This is a genomic window from Streptomyces sp. NPDC040405 (genome assembly GCF_055595765.1).
In genome coordinates this window covers 15,299-37,004 of the sequence record NZ_JBVIVI010000027.1, presented here as the reverse complement: position 1 = coordinate 37,004, position 21,706 = coordinate 15,299, and the positions used below count along the sequence as shown (strand labels likewise).

At 72.5% G+C, this 21,706-nt stretch carries 13 protein-coding genes; 7 read left to right on the top strand and 6 right to left on the bottom strand.

The window, feature by feature from the left end:
* Positions 1–243 precede the first annotated feature (243 nt).
* Complete coding sequence (locus ACZ59A_RS44035) at positions 244–2,130, top strand: stealth family protein (protein WP_470971271.1); 1,887 nt, start codon at positions 244–246, stop codon at positions 2,128–2,130.
* Positions 2,103–3,113 carry an FkbM family methyltransferase gene (locus ACZ59A_RS44030; RefSeq protein WP_470971269.1) on the top strand — a complete coding sequence of 337 codons (1,011 nt, stop codon included), beginning with the start codon at positions 2,103–2,105 and terminating at the stop codon, positions 3,111–3,113. The genes ACZ59A_RS44035 and ACZ59A_RS44030 overlap by 28 nt, the downstream gene beginning before the upstream one ends.
* Here the strand turns inward: ACZ59A_RS44030 and ACZ59A_RS44025 are convergent.
* On the bottom strand, positions 3,094–4,176 hold the full coding sequence (locus ACZ59A_RS44025; protein ID WP_470971266.1) for a serine hydrolase domain-containing protein: 1,083 nt from the start codon (positions 4,174–4,176) through the stop codon (positions 3,094–3,096). The genes ACZ59A_RS44030 and ACZ59A_RS44025 overlap by 20 nt on opposite strands.
* A gap of 365 nt (positions 4,177–4,541) precedes the next feature.
* On the opposite strand from ACZ59A_RS44025, the gene ACZ59A_RS44020 reads away from it, so the two are divergent.
* On the top strand, positions 4,542–4,697 hold the full coding sequence (locus tag ACZ59A_RS44020; protein ID WP_468055161.1) for a hypothetical protein: 156 nt from the start codon (positions 4,542–4,544) through the stop codon (positions 4,695–4,697).
* A gap of 25 nt (positions 4,698–4,722) precedes the next feature.
* The gene (locus ACZ59A_RS44015) at positions 4,723–6,741 is read left to right on the top strand and encodes a glycosyltransferase (RefSeq protein WP_470971263.1); all 2,019 of its coding nucleotides are present in this window, start codon (positions 4,723–4,725) and stop codon (positions 6,739–6,741) included.
* Positions 6,742–6,748: 7 nt separating this feature from the next.
* Here ACZ59A_RS44015 and ACZ59A_RS44010 read toward each other — a convergent pair whose 3' ends face one another.
* Positions 6,749–8,767 (bottom strand): glycosyltransferase family 2 protein, encoded by a 2,019-nt coding sequence (locus ACZ59A_RS44010; protein ID WP_470971261.1) that lies wholly within the window; start codon positions 8,765–8,767, stop codon positions 6,749–6,751.
* A 67-nt stretch (positions 8,768–8,834) separates the two neighbouring features.
* Positions 8,835–11,138, bottom strand: coding sequence for a bifunctional glycosyltransferase/CDP-glycerol:glycerophosphate glycerophosphotransferase (locus ACZ59A_RS44005; protein ID WP_470971258.1), 2,304 nt, complete (start codon positions 11,136–11,138; stop codon positions 8,835–8,837).
* A 268-nt stretch (positions 11,139–11,406) separates the two neighbouring features.
* On the opposite strand from ACZ59A_RS44005, the gene ACZ59A_RS44000 reads away from it, so the two are divergent.
* Positions 11,407–13,272 (top strand): serine/threonine-protein kinase, encoded by a 1,866-nt coding sequence (locus tag ACZ59A_RS44000; RefSeq protein ID WP_470971256.1) that lies wholly within the window; start codon positions 11,407–11,409, stop codon positions 13,270–13,272.
* Between the two features lie 70 nt (positions 13,273–13,342).
* Here the strand turns inward: ACZ59A_RS44000 and ACZ59A_RS43995 are convergent, their stop codons facing one another.
* Positions 13,343–18,313 (bottom strand): NAD-glutamate dehydrogenase, encoded by a 4,971-nt coding sequence (locus ACZ59A_RS43995; RefSeq protein WP_470971254.1) that lies wholly within the window; start codon positions 18,311–18,313, stop codon positions 13,343–13,345.
* A gap of 440 nt (positions 18,314–18,753) precedes the next feature.
* On the opposite strand from ACZ59A_RS43995, the gene ACZ59A_RS43990 reads away from it, so the two are divergent.
* Positions 18,754–19,335, top strand: a complete 582-nt coding sequence (locus tag ACZ59A_RS43990; protein WP_468055173.1) for a DJ-1/PfpI family protein — start codon at positions 18,754–18,756, stop codon at positions 19,333–19,335.
* 171 nt (positions 19,336–19,506) lie between these two features.
* On the opposite strand, the gene ACZ59A_RS43985 is transcribed toward ACZ59A_RS43990, so the two are convergent.
* Together ACZ59A_RS43985 and ACZ59A_RS43980 are read right to left on the bottom strand one after the other, a co-directional pair.
* The gene (locus ACZ59A_RS43985; RefSeq protein ID WP_470971251.1) at positions 19,507–20,175 is read right to left on the bottom strand and encodes an HAD family hydrolase; all 669 of its coding nucleotides are present in this window, start codon (positions 20,173–20,175) and stop codon (positions 19,507–19,509) included.
* A gap of 47 nt (positions 20,176–20,222) precedes the next feature.
* Positions 20,223–20,729, bottom strand: coding sequence for a DUF6912 family protein (locus ACZ59A_RS43980; RefSeq protein WP_470971249.1), 507 nt, complete (start codon positions 20,727–20,729; stop codon positions 20,223–20,225).
* A 330-nt stretch (positions 20,730–21,059) separates the two neighbouring features.
* Here ACZ59A_RS43980 and ACZ59A_RS43975 point away from each other — a divergent pair, with 330 nt between their 5' ends.
* Positions 21,060–21,662, top strand: coding sequence for an Rv3235 family protein (locus tag ACZ59A_RS43975; RefSeq protein WP_470971246.1), 603 nt, complete (start codon positions 21,060–21,062; stop codon positions 21,660–21,662).
* Positions 21,663–21,706: the final 44 nt, after the last annotated feature.

Below are 21,706 nucleotides of genomic sequence, written 5' to 3'. Positions count from 1 at the left end.
TTCCGCAGTCCCACCAACCCTCTGTCCTCTTTGTCCCTTTAGCCTTCCCCCCCCCCCCCCCCCCCCCTCCCCCTCCCCCCCCCCCCCCCCCCCTCCCCCCCCGCGGCCGTCCCCGGAGCGACCCGCTGGGCCGAACGGGGGCACTTTGGGCGGTGGCCCGCCATGCCGCCACCCCATCCGGGAGGCGTTCAGATGATGGTGTGAGGAACCACCCGTCCCGCGCCGCCCGCCCCAGGACGCACGATGCCCCTCACCGCACCGCCCGCCGCCCCCCGTCCCCCGTGGCTCGCCGATCCGCCCCTGGTGCGCGGCTACCGGCGTACGGTCCCGCTGCGGATCCGCCGCGCGGTCATCGCCCTGACCGGCACCGACGTGCGCCGCGCGGCCATGCGCGGACTGGGCCGGCTGTCCCTCGCCTCCGGTGCGCTACGGCTGCGCTGGGCGCGGCGGCGGCTGGGCCGCCTGGTGCGTACGGGGCTGCTGTCCGCACCGGACCGCGTAGTGGTCGCCGACGACCACGGCACCCGGATCGCGACCGTCCTCCCCACGCCCACCCCCCTGTTCGCGCGCGCCGAGAACCTGCGGCTGGTGTGCGAGGCGCTGGACCTGGCGCGGCTCGACCACTTCGTCATCCGCTGCTACAGCAACGTCGCCTCCGCCGTGGGCGTACGGGCGGACCAGCGGGCCGCGGTGGTCGCCGCGCTCGGCGCGCTGTGCGCACGGGAGGCGGGCTACGTCTCGCCGCCCCCGCGCCGGAAGGGCGGACCGGCCCCGCTGCGCCCCGGCGGAGCGGCCCGGGCCTGGCGACCGCTGGCCGCCGAGCCGGTCGTCCGCTTCACCCGCTTCCACACCACCCCGGGCGGGGATCTCGTCCTGGGCTCGTCGCACGGCTGCGACATCGAGTTCTGGGAGCGCGGCCCGGCGGACGGCCCGGGCCCGGCGGACACCGGCGGCGCTCCCCACCTCCACGCTCCCCGCCCCAACCGCACCACCGCCGCCGTACCGCTCACGGGCGACGCCGTACGCGCGCCGGACCGGATGTTCACCCGGCTCGCCCCGGCCGAGGGCTGGTCCCCGGGCCCCCTCGTCCGTACCCGCCCCGAGTTCACCACCCGGCTGCCGGACGAGGTCCGCTTCCCCGTCGACGTCGTCTACACCTGGGTCGACGGCTCGGATCCGCAGTGGCAGCGGGGGCGCGCCGCCGCGACCGGCGAGGAGGAGACCGCGGGCTACCACGAGCAGGCCGCCAACGCCGCCCGCTACGCCAACCGCGACGAGCTGCGCTACTCGCTGCGCTCGCTCCACCTGTACGCCCCCTGGGTGCGCCACATCTACATCGTGACGGACCGCCAGGTGCCGCCCTGGCTCGCGCTCGACCACCCCGGCATCACCGTCGTCGACCACCAGGAGATCTTCGACGACCCGAGCGTGCTGCCCACCTTCAACTCGCACGCCATCGAGACCCGGCTGCACCACATCAAGGGCCTCGCCGAACACTTCCTCTACTTCAACGACGACGTCTTCCTCGGCTCGCCCGTCGCCCCGCAGGACTTCTTCCTCGCCAACGGCGTCACCAAGTTCTTCCCCTCCCGCGCGCTGATCCCGCTGGCCCCCGCCGACGGCCTGGAGGTCCCCGTATCGGCGGCCGGAAAGAACAACCGGCGGCTGCTGGAGGGCCGGTTCGGCGCGACCGTCACGCAGAAGATGAAGCACACCCCGCACGCCGTGCGCACCAGCGTCCTCGCCGAGATCGAGCGGGAGTTCCCCGGCCCGATCCGCGCCACCACGGCCAACCGGGTGCGGTCCGCCTCGGACATCTCCCTGCCGTCCTCGCTGCACCACTACTACGCGTTCCTCACCGGCCGTGCGATCCCGGCCCAGCTGCGCTACGACTACGTCGACCTCGCCCGGCCCACCATCCACGCCCGGCTGGCGCGGCTGCTGCGGTCGCGCCACTGCCAGGCGTTCTGCCTCAACGACACGGTCTCCTCCGAGCACGACCTGGCCGGTCAGCTGGCCCTGCTCCGGCCCTTCCTCGACGCCTACTTCCCCGTCCCCAGCCCGCTGGAGCGGGCGGTCACCCGACAGGAGCCGCGGCAGTCATGCCCCTCGCCATCACCCTCCCGCTGAACCCGGACGTCCTGGCCACCAGGGGCCCGTACCCCCGCGCGCTCAATGTGCTCAGCCGCAAACAGACCGCGGTCCAGCGGCAGTTGCGCCGCTCCGGCCTGGCGGGCTACGAACCCACCACCCAGGCCACCCTGCTGGCCCTCGCCGGACAGGCCCCGGCGGGCAGCGCGGTGTACGACATCGGCGCGCACATCGGGCTGTACTCGGCCCTGATCGACGCGGTCTACGGAAGCGGCGGGCCGCACACCATCGCCTTCGAACCCACCCCGCAGACCGCCGCCCTCTGCCGCCGCATCCGCCACTGCAACGCCCTGGACTACGAGGTGCAGCAGACCGCCCTGTCCTCCGAACCCGGCACCGCCGAGCTGTACTTCTCCCACAAGTCGGAGTCCTCGAACTCCCTCAACCCCTCCCACCGCAAGCACACCGAATCGGTGACCGTCCCGGTCACGACGGTGGACGCCTTCACCGAGGACCGCGGCCTCACCCCGTACCTCATCAAGGTCGACGTCGAGACCTACGAGGCGGACGTCCTCACCGGCGCCCTCGCCACCATCCGCCGCCACCGGCCCTGGATCATCTGCGAACTCCTCCCCAGCGCCGACCACGAGACCCTGCGCACCGCCCTGGCCCCCCTCACCGCCATGGACTACGGCCTGCACCCGATCACCCCCGAGTCCCCCTGGCAGCGCTACGACGAGACCACCTACCGGCAGGCGGTCAGCCCCCAGTCCCGCGACTGGCTCCTGGCCCCCCGCCCCCTGGTCCCCGCCTTCCACCGGGCCGTACGCCGCTGGCTGATCGCGATCCTGGCCTGCGACGAGACGACGAACCTGCTCACCCCCGACAAGGCGTCCTTCCCCTTTGCCTGGAACGCCCCCTACCGCCCCCGCACCCTGCGCCCCGCCCTCACCCGGCTGACCGCCGCCGCGACCCTCGCCCGCCGCACCTTCCCCCGGCCGGTCACCACGACGGTGCGCTGACCGGACCCGGCTCGACCGCCCGCGACACCGCGGCGAGCAGCGTCTCCACCTCGGCGCCCCAGCGGGAGCTGATGACCAGATCGCGCGCCGGGTCGACCCACAGCAGATGGCCGCCGCCGTTGCCGCGCGCACACCGCCCGGTGGCCGGGGCGGTCGGCCACACCGTGCGGTGGTCGTTCAGCCACCACGACAGCCCGTAGTCGGGCTTGACCGGGCAGGGCGTCCACAGCTGCTCGATCCAGCGGGCGGAGACGACCCGGGTGCGCCCCCAGCGGCCGCCGCGCAGGCACAGCTGCCCGACGCGGGCCAGGTCGAGCGCGCTGATCCACAGTCCCCCGCCCCAGTGGGCGCCCCCGGAGACCACCGGCACCCGGGTGCCGTCGAGGTCCACGGCGGAGTGGGCGTAACCGTGCCAGGACCAGGACGACGACGCCCCGACCGGCGCCATGACGCGCTCCCGCAGCACGTCCGGCAGCGCGCGGCGGAACAGGACCGTCAGCGCCAGGGCGGCCAGGTTCACCCGGACATCGTTGTACGCCCACCCCTCACCGGGCGGCCCACCGGCCGACTCGGTGCCCTCCCGCGTGCTCTGCGCGTCCACCGACACCGGCTTGCCCCACAGCTCGCCCTCCCACTGGCTCGTCTGGTCCAGCAGCTGCCGCCAGGTGATCGCCCGCCCATGCGCCCCGTCGAACTGCGGCAGCCCGACCCGCGCGGAAACCGGCTCGTCGAGGACCAACGCCCCGTCGTCATGGGCGATGCCCGCCACCAGCGCCAGCACGCTCTTCGTCGCGCTGTACGCCATCTCCACCCGCCCCGGATCCCCCCAGGACGCGATCACCGCCCCGCGCCGGACGACCACCCCGCTCGCGCCCCCGCCGTCCAGCAGCGGCCCGATGACCTCCCGATGCGAGACGTCGGCCACCTGGGCATCCAGATAAGCCCCCATGTCCCCCACCCCGGCCACCGCCCGCTCCCCCTGCCCCCGAGCGGCCTCCGCCAAGGCCCCCGCGTCCACACCCTCCCAGGGATCCCCGCCCCCACCCACAAGAACCTCGCCCATGTCCCCGCTCCCGTATAGCCGACCGCTTACGGGAAGTTGAGCCGGTGCGCGTGCGCGGGGTCAACGGGGCGGGTGGAGATCCACATCCGCGTACTCCTTCGATTGCGACAAAAGGCGCATATACGGCGAGTCGCCTAGGGTGCAGTCAGGACGACGCATCCGCCGCGAAGGGCACGCGCCATGAATCGTCTCGGTGTCCGGAGTTCCCACGGTCACGGCCGCCCGCGAAGTGAACGGGTCCGGCGTGGCGTACGTCGTACCGGGGCGACCCGGACGCTGGTCCGTCATCCGCCGGCCGTACGTCCCACACCCGTCCCTCACCCCCGGCCCCGACCATGAGCAGCCACGAGGACTCAGGAGCGATCATGGGAACGCAGCGCGTCATAGCCGTCGGCCTCACCCAGGCGCTCACCGACGACAGATGGGCCTCGGACCGCGACCGCGGGAGCCACGGCGACGACCGCAGCCGCGGCAACCCCGACCGCACCCGCCCGTCCGCGCCCCCCGGCGATGCCGCCTGAGCCCACCTCACCCACCGGAGTCCGCATGTTGCCGCGTACCCCACGCCCCGGCCCGCGCCCCCGTGTCAGCGTGATCGTCCCCGCCCGCAACGCCATGCCCGCGCTGACCCGCGCACTCACCTCCGCCATGGACCAGACGATAGGCATCGCCCGGCTGGAGATCATCGCGATCGACGCCGGGTCGACCGACGGCTCCGCCGCGGAACTGGACCGGCTGGCCGCCGACTGCCCCGCGCTCAAGGTCGTCCACGAGGAGTCCGGCGGCGGACCGGGCAGGCCCCGCAACACCGGTCTCGACCTCGCCCGCGGTGACTACGTCTTCTTCCTCGACGCCGACGGCCATCTGGGCCCCGACGCGCTGCGCCGCATGGTCGCCATGGCCGACCAGAACGGCACCGACATCGTCCTCGGCAGGATGGCCTCCCCCACCGGGCGCGGCGTCCCCCGGGCGGTCTTCCGCCACAACCAGCTGCGCACCGACGTGCTCGGCTCGCACGCCTACTCCACCCTCGGCCCGTGGAAGCTGTTCCGCCGCTCCCTCATCGAACGGTTCCATCTGCGGTTCCCGGAGAACTGCCGTACCGACGAGGACCAGCCCTTCACCGCGGCCGCCTACCTCAACGCCTCCGGCATCTCCGTCGTCGCCGACTACGACTGCTACCACCTCACCCGCCACGAGGCCGGGCAGAACCCCACCCGCACCGGCCTCACCGACCGCATCGACGCCATCCGGCTGCTGTTCCAGACCGCCGCCCGCTACACCCAGCCCGGACCGCGCCGCGACCATGTGATGCGGCGCCACATCCGCCGGGAGCTGTGCGGCGCGCTGCGCGCCCTGCCCCGCGAGAACGAGTCCGAGGCGCGGACGCGGTTCTTCCCCGAGCTGCGCCGCTGGGCGACCGACCACTGCTCGGACGCGCTCTTCCGCACCCTCACCGCGCCCGAGCGGCTGATGGTCCACCTGCTGCGCACCGGCCGCTTCGACGAGCTGCTGACCGTCATCCGCACCGCCAAGGAGGACGCGGGCCGCGGCCGCCTGGTCGAGAAGGGGCGCGTGTACTGGCTGCACCCCTTCTTCCGCGACCCGGCGGCCGACGTCCCCGACGACTGCTTCGACGTCACCGACCGCCTGCCGGTCCGCCACCACCTCACCGGCGCGGCCTGGCACGGCGGCTCCACCCTGCGGGTGCGCGGCCGGGCCCAGGTCAAGGGCCTGGCCGTCGGCCCCGAGGACCACACCGAACTGGTGCTGCGCCGCCGCGAGGCCACGGACGAACTGTGCGTGCCGGTAACAGTGGTGGAGGGCGAGGCGGCGGACGGCTCGACGGGGCACGGCGAGTTCGAGGCGGACGTCGACATCGCCACCGCCGACGGCGGCGCCCCGCTGCGCCCCGGCGTCTGGGACGTCTTCCTCGACGTACGCGCCCAGGGCGTCAGCCGCACCATACGGTTCGGCAACCGCCACGACGAGGGGCTCGACATCGGCACCGCGCGCCGGGTGGTGGCCGCGGGCCCCGGCCTGCGCGCCCGCGTCACGCCGTACTTCACCACCCCGTACGGCAATCTCTCCCTCGACATCGGCCCGGCCCCGCGGGGCGCGCCCTGCGAGGTGACCGAGGCGCTGTGGCATCCGTCCGACAAGGGCACGCTGGTCGTCGCCGGGCGGCTGCTGCCGCCGGGCTCGCCGCCCCGGAACCTGATGCTGCGGCTGCGCGCCGAGCACACCGACGGCCGCGTCCTGGACCACCCCGTGCGGTACGCGGCGGGCCACCCGGCGGGGGCGTTCACCGCCCGGCTGCCGGTACGCGACCTCGGCCGCGGCCGCTGGACGGTGACGCTCGCCCTCGTCGGCCGCGGCGAAGGGCCGCCGCGCGCCGCCCCCGTACCGCCGCCCGAGCGGCTGCCCGGCACCCGCTGGCTGCGCCGGGGCCGTCCGTACTACGCCAAGCCGCTCACCGGACGCGGCGAGACGACGCTGGAGCTGCGCGTCGCCCCCGTACGCCTCCTCGCCGCCGTCCGCAACCGCCTCGGCGGCCACACCTGATCACCCCTCACCCGCCGCCACGGCCCCGGGCCCGCCTCAGCCGCCGCCGCACGCCCGCGGCGACCTTGAGGGGCGCCACCTCCAGGGCGAGGGCCGGGGCCGATCCCCGGGTGAGCGATTTGGCGTAGTACGGACGGCCGAAGCGGAACCAGCGGATCGGGGCGAGCAGGCCCAGGCAGGGCACGACGACGCGGTGGCCCTCCATGATCAGCGTCAGCGTCCAGCGGCCCGCCGTCAGCCGTCCGACGGGCAGCCGGGCGGTGAAGGCGGTGCCGTCACCTTCCGTGCCGTCACCTTCCGTGACGTCACACCGCGCCGCGACCTCGCGCACCGCGCCCGCCCCGTTCTCGGCGCGCAGCCGCAGCCCCGCCCCCGCCTGGGCGACGCCGCCGGTCAGCCGCCCGCCGACGATCAGGACGCGCTTCCTGGGGCCGTGCCAGGCGGTCCGGGTCACCTGGCACGGGGCCTCACGGGCCTCGCGGGCCTCATGGGAGGGGGCGTGGGCGACCTCGCCGACGTCGAGCGAGAGATTGCCGTACGGGGTGAAGTACGGGACCACCACCACGGTTTCGCCGCCCGGGGTCGTCATGGCGCGCCGGTCCGGCGGGGTGGACGCCGCGTCCTCGCGGCTGCTGCCGAACCGCACGACGCGGCTGACGCCCTGCGCCCGGACGTCCAGGTAGATGTTCCACAGGCCGCGTTCCAGCGGTGCGCCGCCGTCGGCGGTGGCCGGGTCGATGTCGGCAGCGAAGCCGGATGCCGGGTGCGGCGTGGTGGGCACCCGGATCTCGGGGCGGCCGGACTCGTACTTGCGCAGGACGACGTCGGTGCCCGGATCGATCGCGTCGATGCCCTCGATGGCGGCGTGGCCGGTCAGCCGCAGCGCTCCGCCGTGCCAGCGCGCCGTGTCGAGGCGGTGGTGGACCGGCAGCCGGTCCGTGATGTCGAAGCAGACGTCGGGGACGTCGGCGGTGTGGTCGCGGAAGAACGGGTGGAGCCAGTAGACGCGGCCCTTGTCGACCTGATGGCCGCGGCCCGCGTCCTCCTTGGCGTCGCGCGCGACGGCCAGGACGTCCTCGAAGCGGTCGGCGCGCAGCAGATGGATCAGGAGCCGGTCCGGGGCGTCGACGCGCTGGAAGACGGTGTCGGTCACCCAGGTCCGCGCCAGCTCCCGGAACGCGGGGAAGAAACGCTCCCGCGCGTCCCGCTCGCTCTCCCGGGGCAGCAGCCCCCGCAGCGGACCGCACAGCTCCCACTCGACGTGACGGCGCATGATCTGGTCCCGGCGGGGGCCCGGTTCGAGGTGGCGGGCCACGGTCTCGAAGCACAGCCGGATGCCGTCCATGCGGTGGGCGAGGCCGGAGGCCGTGAGGGTGAGGTTGCTGCGGTTCTCCCGGTAGCGGACGTAGTAGCAGTCGTAGTCGGCGACCACGGATATCCCGGCGGCGCCCAGGTAGGCGGCCGCGGTGAACGGCTTGTCCTCGCAGTTGCGGTACGGCGGGAAGCGCAGCTTCAGCCGCTCGATGAGCGAGCGCCGGAAGAGCTTCCAGGGGCCCAGGGTGAGATAGGCGTGGGAGGAGAAGATGTCGGTGCGCGGCTGGTTGTGCGAGAAGACGGCCCGGGGCACGGCGCGCCCGCCCACCGACGCGATCCTGCCGACCACGATGTCGGTGCCGTTCTCGTCGGCCATGGCGACCATGCGGCGCAGCGCGTCCGGCCCCAGGTAGTCGTCGGAGTCGAGGAAGAACACGTAGTCGCCCCGCGCGCGGTCCAGCCCGGTGTTGCGGGGGCTGCCCGCACAGCCGGAGTTCGCCTGGTGGACGACGTGCAGCGCGGGGCAGTCGGCGGCCAGCCGGTCCAGCTCCTCGCCGGTGCCGTCGGTCGAGCCGTCGTCCACCGCGATGATCTCGATCCGGTCCGGGCCGAGGGTCTGGTCCATCGCGGAGGTGACGGACCGGGTCAGCTCCGGCATGGCGTTGTAGGCGGGAATGATCACGCTGACACGCAGGGGGGACGCTGCGGGCATGGCGGCCTCCGGGCTCGTGGGACGGCCTCGATGAGGGGCCGTTGGGCGGCCTCGATGAGCGACGGGATCAGTCGCGGTCGTTACGGTCCGGGACGGCGCGGGTGGGCTGCACGGTGTGCGGGGGCAGGGTGCCGCCGTGCCCGGGCGGCGTCACCGGCGGCGACGGCACCGTACGGCTCTCCGGCCGCCCCCGCTCCACCGGCCGCGCCGTGACGTCCTCGCCCAGCATGAGGGTCCGTACGACGCGCTCCGCCGCACGCCCGTCGTCGTACGGGCAGAAGCGGGCCCGGAAGGCGGCGCGCAGCGCGGCCGCCTCGGCGTCGCACCACCGGCCGTCGCGGAAGACGGCGATCAGCTCGTCCAGGGTGCGGGCCACCGGGCCCGGGGTGTCGCCCGGGCGGCCCGACAGCAGGTCGAAGTAGACGCCGCGCGAGGCCCGGTAGGTGTCCCAGTCGTCCGCGTAGATCACGATGGGCCGGTCGAGCAGGGCGTAGTCGAACATGATCGACGAATAGTCGGTGATCAGGGCGTCGGCGGCCAGGCACAGCTCTTCCACCCGCGGATGGTGCGACACGTCCCGCACCAGCCCCGCCTCGTCCAGTTCGCGCAGCGCCGCCGACGGCCGGTACGAGTAGTGCGCCCGCACCAGAAGGGTCGTATGGGGGCCCAGGGCGCGGCTGACCTGCTCCAGATCCAGCCGGGGGACGAACCCCTTCTGGTAGTCGCGGATCGTGGGCGTGTAGAGGACGGTGGTGTGGCCGTCGGGGACGCCGAGCCCGGCGCGGGCGCGCCGCACGTCGTCCGCGGAGGCCGAGACCAGCACGTCGTTGCGCGGATATCCGCATTCCAGCAGCCGGTAGGAGGCGGGATAGACCCGCTCCCACACCTCGCTGGAATGCGGATTCGAGGAGAGGGCGAAGTCCCAGCGGTCGATGCGCTTGAGGAGATTCCCGAAGCTCATTCCCGCCGCCGCGGCGGGATAGCCCTGCTGGTCCAGGCCCATGCATTTGAGCGGTGTGCCATGGAAGGTCTGCAGATGCACGGTCCCGGGCCGCTTGACGACGTCGTTGGGGAAATTGACGTTGTTGATGAGATAACCGGCGCGGGCCACCGTCCGGTAGAAGTCCCGGGTTCCCGTGACGACGTAGTCGACGTCCTCCGGGAGCGAGTCGATCTCCGACTTCTTGACCACCCACACCCCCCGGATGTGCGGTGCCAGTTCCCGGGCCTTGTAGTAGATCGCGGCCGGGTTGCACAGCACTCCGCGGCCCCAGTACGCGCTGTAGACGGCCAGGTTCGGGTCGGCCGGGCGCTGCCGGTGGGCCCGGTACAGGACCCGTTTGCCCCGTACGGCCAGCGCCGCCCGGGCGATCCGCTTGGCCTTGCGGGCCCCGGACACGGCCCGCGTCGCCATCTCGTGCTCCCGGTAGCGGGCGAACGAGCCGCGGGCCAGCGCCGCGAAGCGCCACTCGGCTCCGGCGGGCGGGGTGAATCCGTCCGGGACGTGGGCCCGGTACCAGGCGGCGGCCCGGCGGAAGAAGCGGGGCCGGTCGGCCGTCGCCACCCGGGAACGGCGGTCGAGGCAGAACAGGAAATGGGAGACGGCCCGCTCGAAGAGCAGACACCGCAGCGGGTTCAGATGCGGATGTTCGTCGAGGAAGGCGAAGAGCCGGGCGTACTGGTCGAATATGACGAAGTGTTTCTCGCCGGGGCTTCCCGTGCTGGCGCCGACCCGGCGCTGGCGGTATTCCAGTCCGACCAGGTCCACGCAGGCGATGCGCCGGGCCGTCAGCATCGTCAGATACGACAGCAGCGCGTCCTCGTAGATTCCCTCACTGAACGCGAAGCCATGGCCGGTGTAGAAGGCGCGGCGGTAGACCCGATTGGACGACATCGCGAAGATGCGCAGGAATTCGGGGCGCTCCAGGACGGAGAACACCTCGGTGCCCGCGGAGTTCAGCAGCTCCCCGAAGACGCTGGGTGCCGCGCGCCCCGACCAGTAGGTGCGCACATGGTTGAAGTAGAGGATGTCCGGGTCCTCGTTGAGGGCGAGCCGTTCGGCGAGGCCCTCCAGGGTGCCGGGCGCGAGGGTGTCGTCCCCGTCGAGGAACAGCAGATAGTCGCCGGTGGCCCGTTCGACACCGGCGTTACGGGCCCGGCCGGGGCCGGAGTTGACCGGCTGGTGCACGGGCACCACCCGGCTGTCGCGGGCCGCGCAAGCGTCGATGATGGCACCGCAGTGGTCCGGCGAGCAGTCGTCGACGGCCACCACCTCCAGGTCGCGGAACGACTGGGTCAGCGCGGAGTCCAGGCAGGACTGCAGAAAGCCCTGCACGCGGTAGGCGGCGATGACGATGCTGAAGCGGGGCATGCCGGCTCCTCGGGACGCGACGGCGGGTCCTGGGCCCTTCTGCGCGAAGCGCTCACTGACTCACCACCGTAGGGCGGTACATCCCGATATGCCCGATAAGCTCATGGTGGGGCGGCCGAGCGGGTGAAGAACGCCCCCGGCGCGCATGAAATCCGCCGGAGGCGGCGGGTGGTGCCGCATCGGCCCGAGTTCCCCCCGGGGGTAGCGCCGCGCGGTCATGTACACGGCATCGGTACGATCTCCGGGTTACGCGATCTTCGGGGGAACCATGACGAATGCCGACCACGACGTGCTGAGCCCACTGGGGCCGGGCGATCCGCGGGAAGTCGCCGGGTATCAGCTGCTCGCCAGGGTCGGCGAGGGCGGCATGGGCTCGGTGTACCTGTCCCGTACGCGCGGCAACCAGCCGGTCGCGCTGAAGGTCATCCGGCGCGAGTTCGCGCAGAACCATGACTTCCGCCGCCGCTTCGAGCAGGAGGTCACCGCCGCCCGCCGGGTGCAGGGCTACCACATCGTGCCGGTCGTCGACCATGACACCAGCGGTGAACTGCCCTGGCTGGCCTCCGCCTACGTCCCCGGCCTGGCGCTCGACGACGCGCTCGGCCGTTACGGCCCGCTGCCGATGCCCGCGGCGTTCCAGCTCATCGGCTGCACGGCGCAGGCGCTGCACGCGGTGCACGCCGCGTCCGTCATCCACCGGGACCTCAAGCCCAGCAACATCCTGCTGAGTTCGAACGGCCCGTTCGTGATCGACTTCGGCATCGCCCGGGCCGCCGACGCCACCCAGCTCACCCGCAGCGGCGGATTCATCGGCACACCGCAGTACATGTCGCCGGAGCACGCCTTCGGCAAGCCGGTCACCGCGGCCACCGACATCTTCGCGCTCGGCCTGATCGCCGCGGTCGTGACCACGGGCCGCCACCCGTACGGGGACGGCGCCGGTATCTCGATCGCCGCGCAGATCGCCAACACCGCCCAGCAGCCGCCGGACCTGAGCGGCTATCCGGACGAGCTGCGGCCGCTGCTGGAGCGCTGCCTGGCGGCGGACCCGGAGCAGAGGCCCACGCCCGCCGAGCTGACCGAGCTGTGCCGCCAGGCCGCGGGCCGTGAGCTGCGCGACTTCGCCGAGTGGCTGCCCGCGCCGCTCACGGCGGAGATCGAGCGGCGGGAGCGGATGGCCCAGCAGCCGCCGGGCCCCGCGCAGCCGCCGATGCCCGCCCACGCCCCCACGCAGACCCCGACGCACACCCCCACACAGACCCCCACGCAGGCGCCGACTCAGGCGCCCCCGCCGCCCGCGTACCAGCCGCCCGCGTACCAGCCGACGCAGGCGCCCTCGACGGGGCCCACGCCCCCTCCCCACCCCCTCGCGTCCGCACCGACGCAGGCCGCCGCCCAGCCGCCCACGGGCGGGTACCCCGGGCACCCGTCCGCCACGGCACCGTCACCCGCCCCCGCCCGGCGCGGCCGTGGCCGGATGCTGGCGGTCGGCGGCGGCGCGCTGGCGCTGGTCATGGTCGCGGTGGCGGCGTGGACGCTCACCCAGGGGGACGGCGCCGAGGGCGGGGACCGGGACAAGGCCGACGGCAAGCACTCGGCCCAGCCGCAGCACTCCGCGTCCGAGAAGAACCCCCGGCCGAAGGAGTCGGCCTCCGCGGGCGCCTCGGGACACCCGGACGCCGTGGACTCCTCGGGCACCGGCTCCGCCAGGACCGTCTACACCCCGATCTACCAGAACAAGACGCTGCAGCTGCGGGCGCCCGACACCTTCGGCCCGACCACCGATTTCGACCTCGACCAGCCCAAGGTGGACCCCACCGGAGCCATCGCCTCCGGCACGCAGGACTTCACCATGCGGGACACCGACCTCAGGGCCAACGAGGTGATGGCCAAGAGCCCCGGCACCACCCCGAAGGAGTGCGAGGAGGCGGTGACGACGGACCCGCTGCCCACCACCCTGGGCGCGGATGAACTCGGGGAGGAGCAGCTCATCGCCAAGGGCGACCGGGTGTGCCTGGTCACCTCCCGCGGCAATCTCGCGATGATGAAGATCACCGCCGTCACCCCGCCCGAGAAGGACTACAACATCCCCAGCTTCAGCGCCCAGGTGACGCTCTGGAAGCGCACTCAGTAGAGGGCCAAGCACCGAAACGCCGAAGGGGCGGTCCGCGGCCGATGGCCGCCGACCGCCCCTTCGCGGTGGATCAGCTGTGCGTACGCAGCATCGTGCGCATGGTGCGCATCGCCACCGACAGGTTCGCCAGATCGAACGTCTCCGACGACTGGATCTCGTCCAGCGTGGTCCGCGCCCGCTGGAGGAGCGCGGCGTTCTTCTGCTCCCACGCCTTGAAGCGCTGTTCCGGCGTCGAACCACCGTTCCCGACCGACAGGACGTCGGAGGTGAGGGCGGCGTGCGCCGCGTACAGGTCCTCGCGGATGGAGACGCGGGCCATGGACTGCCAGCGGTCGGCCCGCGGCAGTTCGATGATGCGGTCCATCAGCTGGCTGATCTGCAGCCGGTCGGCCAGCTCGTAGTAGACCTCGGCGACCGCGAGGGGGTCCTTGCCGGTGCGGTCCGCGATGGCGACGATGTCCAGCGTCGGGAAGGCGGACGAGAAGCCCGCCACCCGGGTGGCCAGATCGTCCGGGACACCGACGGCGGTCAGCTCGTCGTGGATGCGCTGGTACCACTCGATGTCGCCACCGCGCAGCAGCTTGGGCAGCTCGGCCCGCACCGCGGCGACCCGCTCGGCGAAGAAGTCGATCGTCTCGGCCAGCTCCAGCGGCTGCGGCCGGTTGTTGAGCAGCCAGCGGGTGCCGCGCTCGACGAGCCGCCGCGAGTGCAGCCGCATCCGGGTCTGGAATTCGGCGGAGACGACCGTGTCCAGCGACTCGACCTCGTCCCAGACCGCCCCCAGCTCGAAGATCGCGCGGGCCGCGGTCTGGGCGCGCACGACCTCCTCGGTGGAGGCCCCGCTCTCCTCCCGCATGCGGTGCAGGAACGTCGACCCGGCGGTGTTGAGCGTGTCGTTGACCAGCACCGTGGTGATGATCTCGCGGCGCAGCGCATGCCCGTCGACGTACTCCGGGAAGTTCTCGCGCAGCGCCTGCGGGAAGTAGGCGTGCAGCAGCCGCTGGAGGTACGGGTCGTCGGGGAGCCCGGTGCCGATCAGCTCGTCCGCCACGGTGATCTTGACGTAGGCGAGCAGCACGGCCAGCTCGGGCTGGGTCAGACCGCGCCCGGCGGACAGCCGCTCCCGGATCTGCCGGTCGGCGGGCAGGAACTCCAGCCCGCGGTCCAGCCGTCCCTCGCGCGACAGTCGGCGCATCAGCCGCTGGTGGGCGTGGAGCAGGCTGGGGGCCTGGGCGGCGGAGATGGCGAGGGCCACGTTCTGCGCGTAATTGTTGCGCAGCACCAGCGCGCCGACCTCGTCGGTCATCTCGGCCAGCAGCTTGTTGCGCTGCTTGACCGTCATGTCCCCCTCGGTGACCAGCGCGTTGAGCAGGATCTTGATGTTCACCTCGTGGTCGGAGGTGTCCACCCCGGCGCTGTTGTCGATCGCGTCGGTGTCGATCCCGCCGCCGTTGGTGGCGAACTCGATACGGCCGAGCTGGGTCAGGCCCAGGTTGCCGCCCTCGCCGACGACCTTGACCCGCAGGTCCTGGCCGTCCACCCGGATCGCGTCGTTGGCCTTGTCGCCGACGTCGGCGTGCGACTCGGTGGAGGACTTGACGTACGTACCGATGCCGCCGTTCCACAGCAGGTCGACCGGGGCCTTGAGGATGGCCTTCATCAGGTCGGCCGGGGTCATCTTGGCGACCTTGGTCTCGATGCCGAGCGCGGCCCGCACCTGCGGGGTGATCTGGATGGCCTTGGCCGTACGGGGGTGGATGCCGCCGCCCGCCGAGATCAGCTCGGTGTTGTAGTCCTCCCAGGACGAGCGCGACAGCTCGAACAGCCGGCGGCGCTCGGCGTACGAGGTGGCCGCGTCCGGGTTGGGGTCGATGAAGATGTGCCGGTGGTCGAAGGCGGCGACCAGCCGGATGTGCTCGCTCAGCAGCATGCCGTTGCCGAACACGTCACCGGACATGTCACCGACGCCGACGACCGTGAAGTCCTCGTTCTGGGTGTCGTGGTCCAGCTCGCGGAAGTGCCGCTTGACGGACTCCCAGGCGCCGCGCGCGGTGATGCCCATGCCCTTGTGGTCGTAGCCCGCGGAACCGCCGGAGGCGAAGGCGTCGCCGAGCCAGAAGCCGTACGACTGGGCGACCTCGTTGGCGATGTCGGAGAAGGTCGCGGTGCCCTTGTCGGCGGCGACGACCAGGTAGGTGTCGTCCCCGTCGTGCCGGACGACGTCCTTCGGCGGCTCGACCTGGCCGCCGACCAGGTTGTCGGTGATGTCGAGCAGACCGGAGATGAAGGTCTTGTAGCAGCCGATGCCCTCGGCCATCCACGCGTCCCGGTCCACCGACGGATCCGGCAGCCGCTTGCCGACGAATCCGCCCTTGGCGCCGACCGGCACGATGACCGTGTTCTTCACCATCTGCGCCTTGACCAGGCCCAGGATCTCGGTACGGAAGTCCTCACGCCGGTCGGACCAGCGCAGGCCACCGCGCGCGACCTTGCCAAAGCGCAGGTGCACGCCCTCGACGCGCGGCGAGTACACCCAGATCTCGTACGCCGGGCGGGGCGCGGGCAGATCGGGCACGGCCTGCGGGTCGAGCTTGACCGACAGGTAGTCGTGCGGCTGGCCGTGCGCGTTCTTCTGGAAGTGGTTCGTGCGCAGCGTGGCCTTGATGAGGGTGAGGAACGAGCGCAGGATGCGGTCCTCGTCGAGCGAGGCCACCTGGTCCAGCGCCGCGTCCAGCTCCTCCATCAGCGCGTCGGTCAGCTCCAGCCCCGCCCGCTGCCGCTCGGGCGACATCCGGGCCTCGAAGAGGGAGACCAGCAGCCGGGTGGTGTGCACATTGTTACGGAGGGTGTCCTCCATGTACGACTGGCTGAAGGTGGAACCGGCCTGCCGCAGGTACTTGGCGTACGCGCGCAGCACCATGGCCTGCCGCCAGTCCAGCCCGGCGCCCAGCACCAGCTGGTTGAAGTCGTCGCTCTCGGCCTGGCCGGTCCACACGGCGGCGAACGCGTTCTGGAAGCGCTCACGGGCGTCGTCCGCGAGGGCCTCGCCCTCGCGCAGCGGCAGCCGCAGCCCGAAGTCGTAGATCCAGGCCGTGGTCTTGTCCGCGCAGCGCAGCTCGTACGGGCGCTCGTCGACCACCTCGACGCCGAGCGTGTTGAGCACCGGCAGCACGGCCGACAGCGACACCTGGCCGCCCGCCCGGTAGATCTTGAAGCGGCGCTCGGCGTGGGCCGCGCCGACCGGCTCGTACAGGCTGAGCGCGAAGTCCTGCTTGCTGTCCTCGGCGGTCAGCCGCTCCACGTGCTGGAGGTCGGCGACGGCGCCGCGCGGCGTGTGGTCGGCCTTGTAGCCCTCGGGGAAGGCGTGCTGGTAGCGGCGCAGCAGCTCGGCGGCGCGCTCCTCGCCCACCTCCGACACCAGGGCCTCGGAGAAGCCGTCGGCCCACGAGCGGGCGGCGTCGACCAGCCGGTTCTCGATGCGCTCGACATCGGCGTCGGTCAGGTCGGGCAGCTCCGTACCGGGCTGGACGCGGACCACGAAGTGCAGCCGGGACAGCACCGACTCGGTGTGCAGGGCGGTGAAGTCCACCGGCGGACGGCCGGTCAGCTCCTCCAGCAGGATGTCCGTCAGCCGCAGCCGCACATCGGTGGTGAAGCGGTCGCGGGGCAGGTAGACGAGCGCGGAGTAGTAGCGCCCGTACTCGTCCTGCCGCAGGAACAGCCGCAGCCGGCGCCGCTCCTGGAGGTAGAGCACGCTGGTGACGATCGAGCGGAGCTGGTCGACCGGGGTCTGGAACAGCTCGTCGCGCGGGTAGGTCTCCAGGATCTGCAGCAGGTCCCGGCCGTCGTGGCTGTTGGGCCCGAAACCGGCGCCCGCCAGCACCTCGTCCACCTTGCGCCGGATGACCGGGACGCGGCGCACCGACTCGGTGTACGCGGCGGACGAGAACAGCCCCAGGAAGCGGCGCTCGCCGATCACATTGCCCTCGGCGTCGAACTTCTTCACGCCGATGTAGTCGAGGTACGACGGCCGGTGGACGGTCGCGCGGCTGTTGGCCTTGGTGAGCACCAGCAGCTTGTGCTCGCGCGCCTTCGCCCGGGCGTCGGCGGGCAGCCGGTTGAACGACGGTGACACCGGGGCGGCCCCGTGGTCGCTCTCGTCGGCGTCCCGGTGGGCCGGGTCGGACCGCAGGATGCCCAGGCCCGTACCGGGCACCGCGCTCAGCACGTCCTCCTCGCCACCGGCCTCGGCGGGCGCCTGGGTCAGCTCGTACTCGCGGTAGCCGATGAAGGTGAAGTGGTCGTCCGCGAGCCAGCGCAGCAGCTCACGGGCCTCTTCGACCTCCTGGTCGCGCACCTCGGCGGCCTTGGGCTCCTCGGGCAGCACCTCGGACAGCCGCAGCGCCGACTGGCGCATCTTTTCCCAGTCCTCGACTGCCTCGCGGACGTCGGACAGGACGCGCAGCAGGTCCGCGGTGATCTGCTTGAGGTCGCCGCGGTCGGTCTCCCGGTCCGTCTCCACGTGGATCCAGGACTCGACGACGGCGTCGTGCGGCAGGTTCTCGCGGGCCTTGCGGTCGTACGAGGCTTCCAGCAGCTCGATCAGCTTGCCGGTGATGTCGCGGCGCACGACCACCTGCGGGTGGATCACCACATGGATGCCGCGGCCCTGACGGGTCAGCTCGTTGGTGACCGAGTCGACGAGAAACGGCATGTCGTCGGTGACGACCTCGACGACCGAATGGCTGCACGTCCAGCCGTGCTCCTCGACGGTCGGGGTGTGCACCCGTACGTTCGCCGTGCCCTGGGGGCGCGCCTCGGCGAGCCGATAGTGCGAGAGCGCCGCGCCGAAGACGTCGACCGGGTCCCGGTCGGCGAGATCCTCGGGTGGCGTGTGCAGGTAGTAGTGCTGGAGGTATGCGGTCAGGGTCTCCGGGCCCGGGCCCTGTACCGGCGGTTGCCCCCCGGCAGGACTGTTCTCAGCGACCCGCGCGGCCCGTGCGAGCAGCTCGGCCTTGGCTTCGTCCAGCTTGGTCTGCATGTCCTCTGGCTCCTGTCGCGCGCCGTTGCGTGACATCGATGGCGGTGGCATGACGCCGCGACTCGGGGTATCCGGTCACGTACGACGGTATGCCGGATTCGGAGATGGCCGCGGTGTACTCGGCCGTAAGTGACCAAGACCCCACGCGGCGTCGACCAGCGGCAGCGGCTCCGGCCCGGAGGCGCCCCGGGCTGGGAGCGAGGGCCTCCTTGCCCCCGTGGACTATCGCGCTGATCACGCAGTAAGGCTATCGCTCCTCCCCAGGGGCTCGTCATGAGCCGTTCGTGTACAAAAACGGGCCCGGATGTTTGACGGAATGGACAGCTAAGTGGACAGCCGGAGGAGGGCGCGCGCCCAGCTCATGCGCTCTTGGCAAACCTCCGGTGCGGATGCAGGGTGACACCGTCGGTGGTAAGCGTGGAAAGGTGGAGGTGGGCGGCATGAGCAGCACTGCTGCGACTGCGAAGATCCTGCTGGTGACCGGGGACGCGGCCGAATCCCTGGAGGTGCTCTACCCGTACCAGCGGCTGCGTGAGGAAGGTTACGAAGTCCATATCGCGGCCCCCTCCCGGAAGACGCTGCGCTTCGTGGTGCACGACTTCGAAGAGGGCTACGACACGTACACCGAGAAGCCCGGCTACAGCTTCCCCGCCGACCTCGCCTTCTCCGAGGTTGACCCGGGAGACTACGCCGCCCTGGTGATCCCGGGCGGCCGGGCCCCGGAGTACCTGCGCAACGACGCGGAGCTGCGGAAGATCTGCAAGGCGTTCTTCGACGCCGACAAGCCGGTGGCGCAGATCTGCCACGGCCCGCTGCTGACGGCGGCGGTCGGCGGGCTGACCGGGCGCCGGGTGACCGCGTATCCGGCGCTGGAGCTGGACATGCAGGCGGCGGGGGCGACGTTCCAGGACGCGGAGGTCGTGGTGGACGGCACGCTGGTGTCGTCGCGGGCGTGGCCGGACCATCCGGTGTGGATGCGCGAGTTTCTGGCGGTGCTGCGGACGAAGGCGCCGGTGGTGTGAGGCGGGGCGGGGGTTGGGCCGCGGGTGCGCGGCTGACAGATTCTGATACCTGTCAGCCGCTACCTGTTAGCTGATACCCGTCAGCTGATGTCCGTCAGCTGCTATCTGCCGACTGTCGGACGTCAGCTGTCAGCCGATAGCTGATACCTGCCAGCCGTCAGCTGATACCCGTCAGCTGTCAGCCAGCGCCTCGGCCTCCCGCACGGCCTCCTCCAGCGTGTCGACCACCGGCACCCCGGCGGCCAGCAGACTGGCCCGGCTGTGCGAGCCGCCCGTGTAGAGCACGGCCCGTGCCCCCACATGCTCGGCCGCCACCGCGTCGTCCACCGCGTCACCTATCACCACGACCCGCCGCGGCGGCACCTTCTCCAGCGCGGCGAGATGGCGCACCATCTGCTCGGCCTTGCCGGTGGTGCTCTGCCCGGTGCGGCCGTCCACGCGGACGAAGTGGCGCTCGATGCCATGCGTACGCACCAGGGGCATCAGATTCTCGTGCGGCGCCAGCGAGCACAGCGACTGGGTGAGCCCCGCCCCCTGCCACTCCGCGAGCAGCTCCCGCGCGCCGAGCGCCAGCCCCGCGCTCTCGGCCAGCGCCCAGTAGTGCCGGTGGAAGGCCCCGTCCATGACCTCCCACTCCTCATCGGTGGGCAGCCGCCCCATCAGCCGCTGGTAGAAGTGCGGGACCGGGACGCAGTACAGCTCCCGGTAGCGCTCCAGCGTGATCGGCGGCAGTCCGATCTCCCCGAATGAGGCGTTCGTCGCCTGGATCACGGCGTCGATGTCGTGGAAGAGCGTGCCGTTCCAGTCCCACACGATATGCGTCACGCGGTTCGTCCCCATCCCTCGACGGTACCCAGCGGGCTCGGCAAACGGCATGGGGCAGTGGCTCACTCGATGAGATTCGGGATCTCCTGGGTGGCGTACCACATCAGCTCGTGGTCCTCCGCGCCGTCCACCGTGAACTGCGCGTCGTCGTCGCCCAGGTCCGCCGCGCCCAGCGCCTCGGCCGCCGCGGCGACGTCCGGCTCGGCGTCCCCGGCGTCCAGGTGCACCGCCGCGGCCTCGGCCAGCCGTACGGCGGCGGCGATCCGCACCTCGCCCAGCGCGGACTGGTCCAGCCCCCGGTCCGGATCGGCGACCGCCTGCCCGTCGGGCACGTCAAGGGCCACCACCACGCGCCGCCGCGGCACCTGCCGGTCCACGGCGAGCAGCCGCAGGGACGCCTGCGCGGCCCGGCTGAGCGCGGCGTACTCCAGCTCCTCGATGTCGTCCGACACGTACCACTCGCGCAGCGCGGGCGTCACGGCATACGCGGTCAGCGGCCCCGGTCCCAGTTCCCCCGCCTTGTGCGCCTCGGCGAGACCGGAGAGGGTCAGGGGGACGTAGACGCGCATGGGCCGCCGCTTTCACGAGACATCAGGTCCCGCCAGCATACGTGCCGCCCTCAAGGGCCTGGTTGTCTTCCGGCTACCGCCGGGAGGGCCAGGGCCCGCCGGTCCCCGTTCGGGGTATTTCCGGGGCCCTGCGGCCGCGGGCCCCACGCCGCCTCGTACGCCGCCACCAGCCGTTCCACCGGATCCCTTCCCCCGGATAGGTGAAGCCTCCGGCCGGGTCCCGGTGCCCTGGGCCGGGCATTGCGGGTGGCGGAAACGCGCCGATAGAAGTCTTTCCGACGGAAGCTACCGCCCGGTATTCCTCCGGGCCCGGCAGAGACGGCGAGGCGCATGCACGAGATCACCCGGACGACGACGCGAACCGACCGGGGCGCGGCGGGCACCACCGACCGGCGCCGGACCGGAGGGCGCGGAGGGCCGCCGGGGCGCCGCGACTCCCGGCGGCCGGGCGGCGCCACCGTACGGCGGCCGGACAGCGCGCCCGGCAGCGCTACCGCGCCACGGCCCGGCCCCCGCACCGCAACGCGGCCGAGCGGCGGCCAGGCCCGGCGTACGGCGGCCGTCTCGCGCACGGCCGCCCTCGCCGCCGTACAGCGCGAGCGCGACCGGCTGCCCCACTACTGGTTCGCGCACCGGCTGCTGCTCACCCTCAGCGGCCAGCGCCCCGTGCACACCCTGCTCGGGCACGCCCTCCCGGACGCCTACGACCAGCTGATCGCCCTCGCGCCCCGCGCACCACTGCGCCCCGCCGCCGGACGCGCCACGCCCGTCGTACGGCGCTGCGGGGAGTACCGGCCGCGGCACGGGGTGATCGAGGCGTTCGCCCGGATCGCCTCCGGCGACCGGCTCAGCGCGCTCGCGTTCCGCCTGGAGCTGGGCGCCGACGCCCGCTGGCGCTGCGCGGCCGTCGACCTCGGCCCGCTGGTCACATGAGAAGGCCGGGGCACCGTGCGGTCGCACGGTGCCCCGGCCTTTTC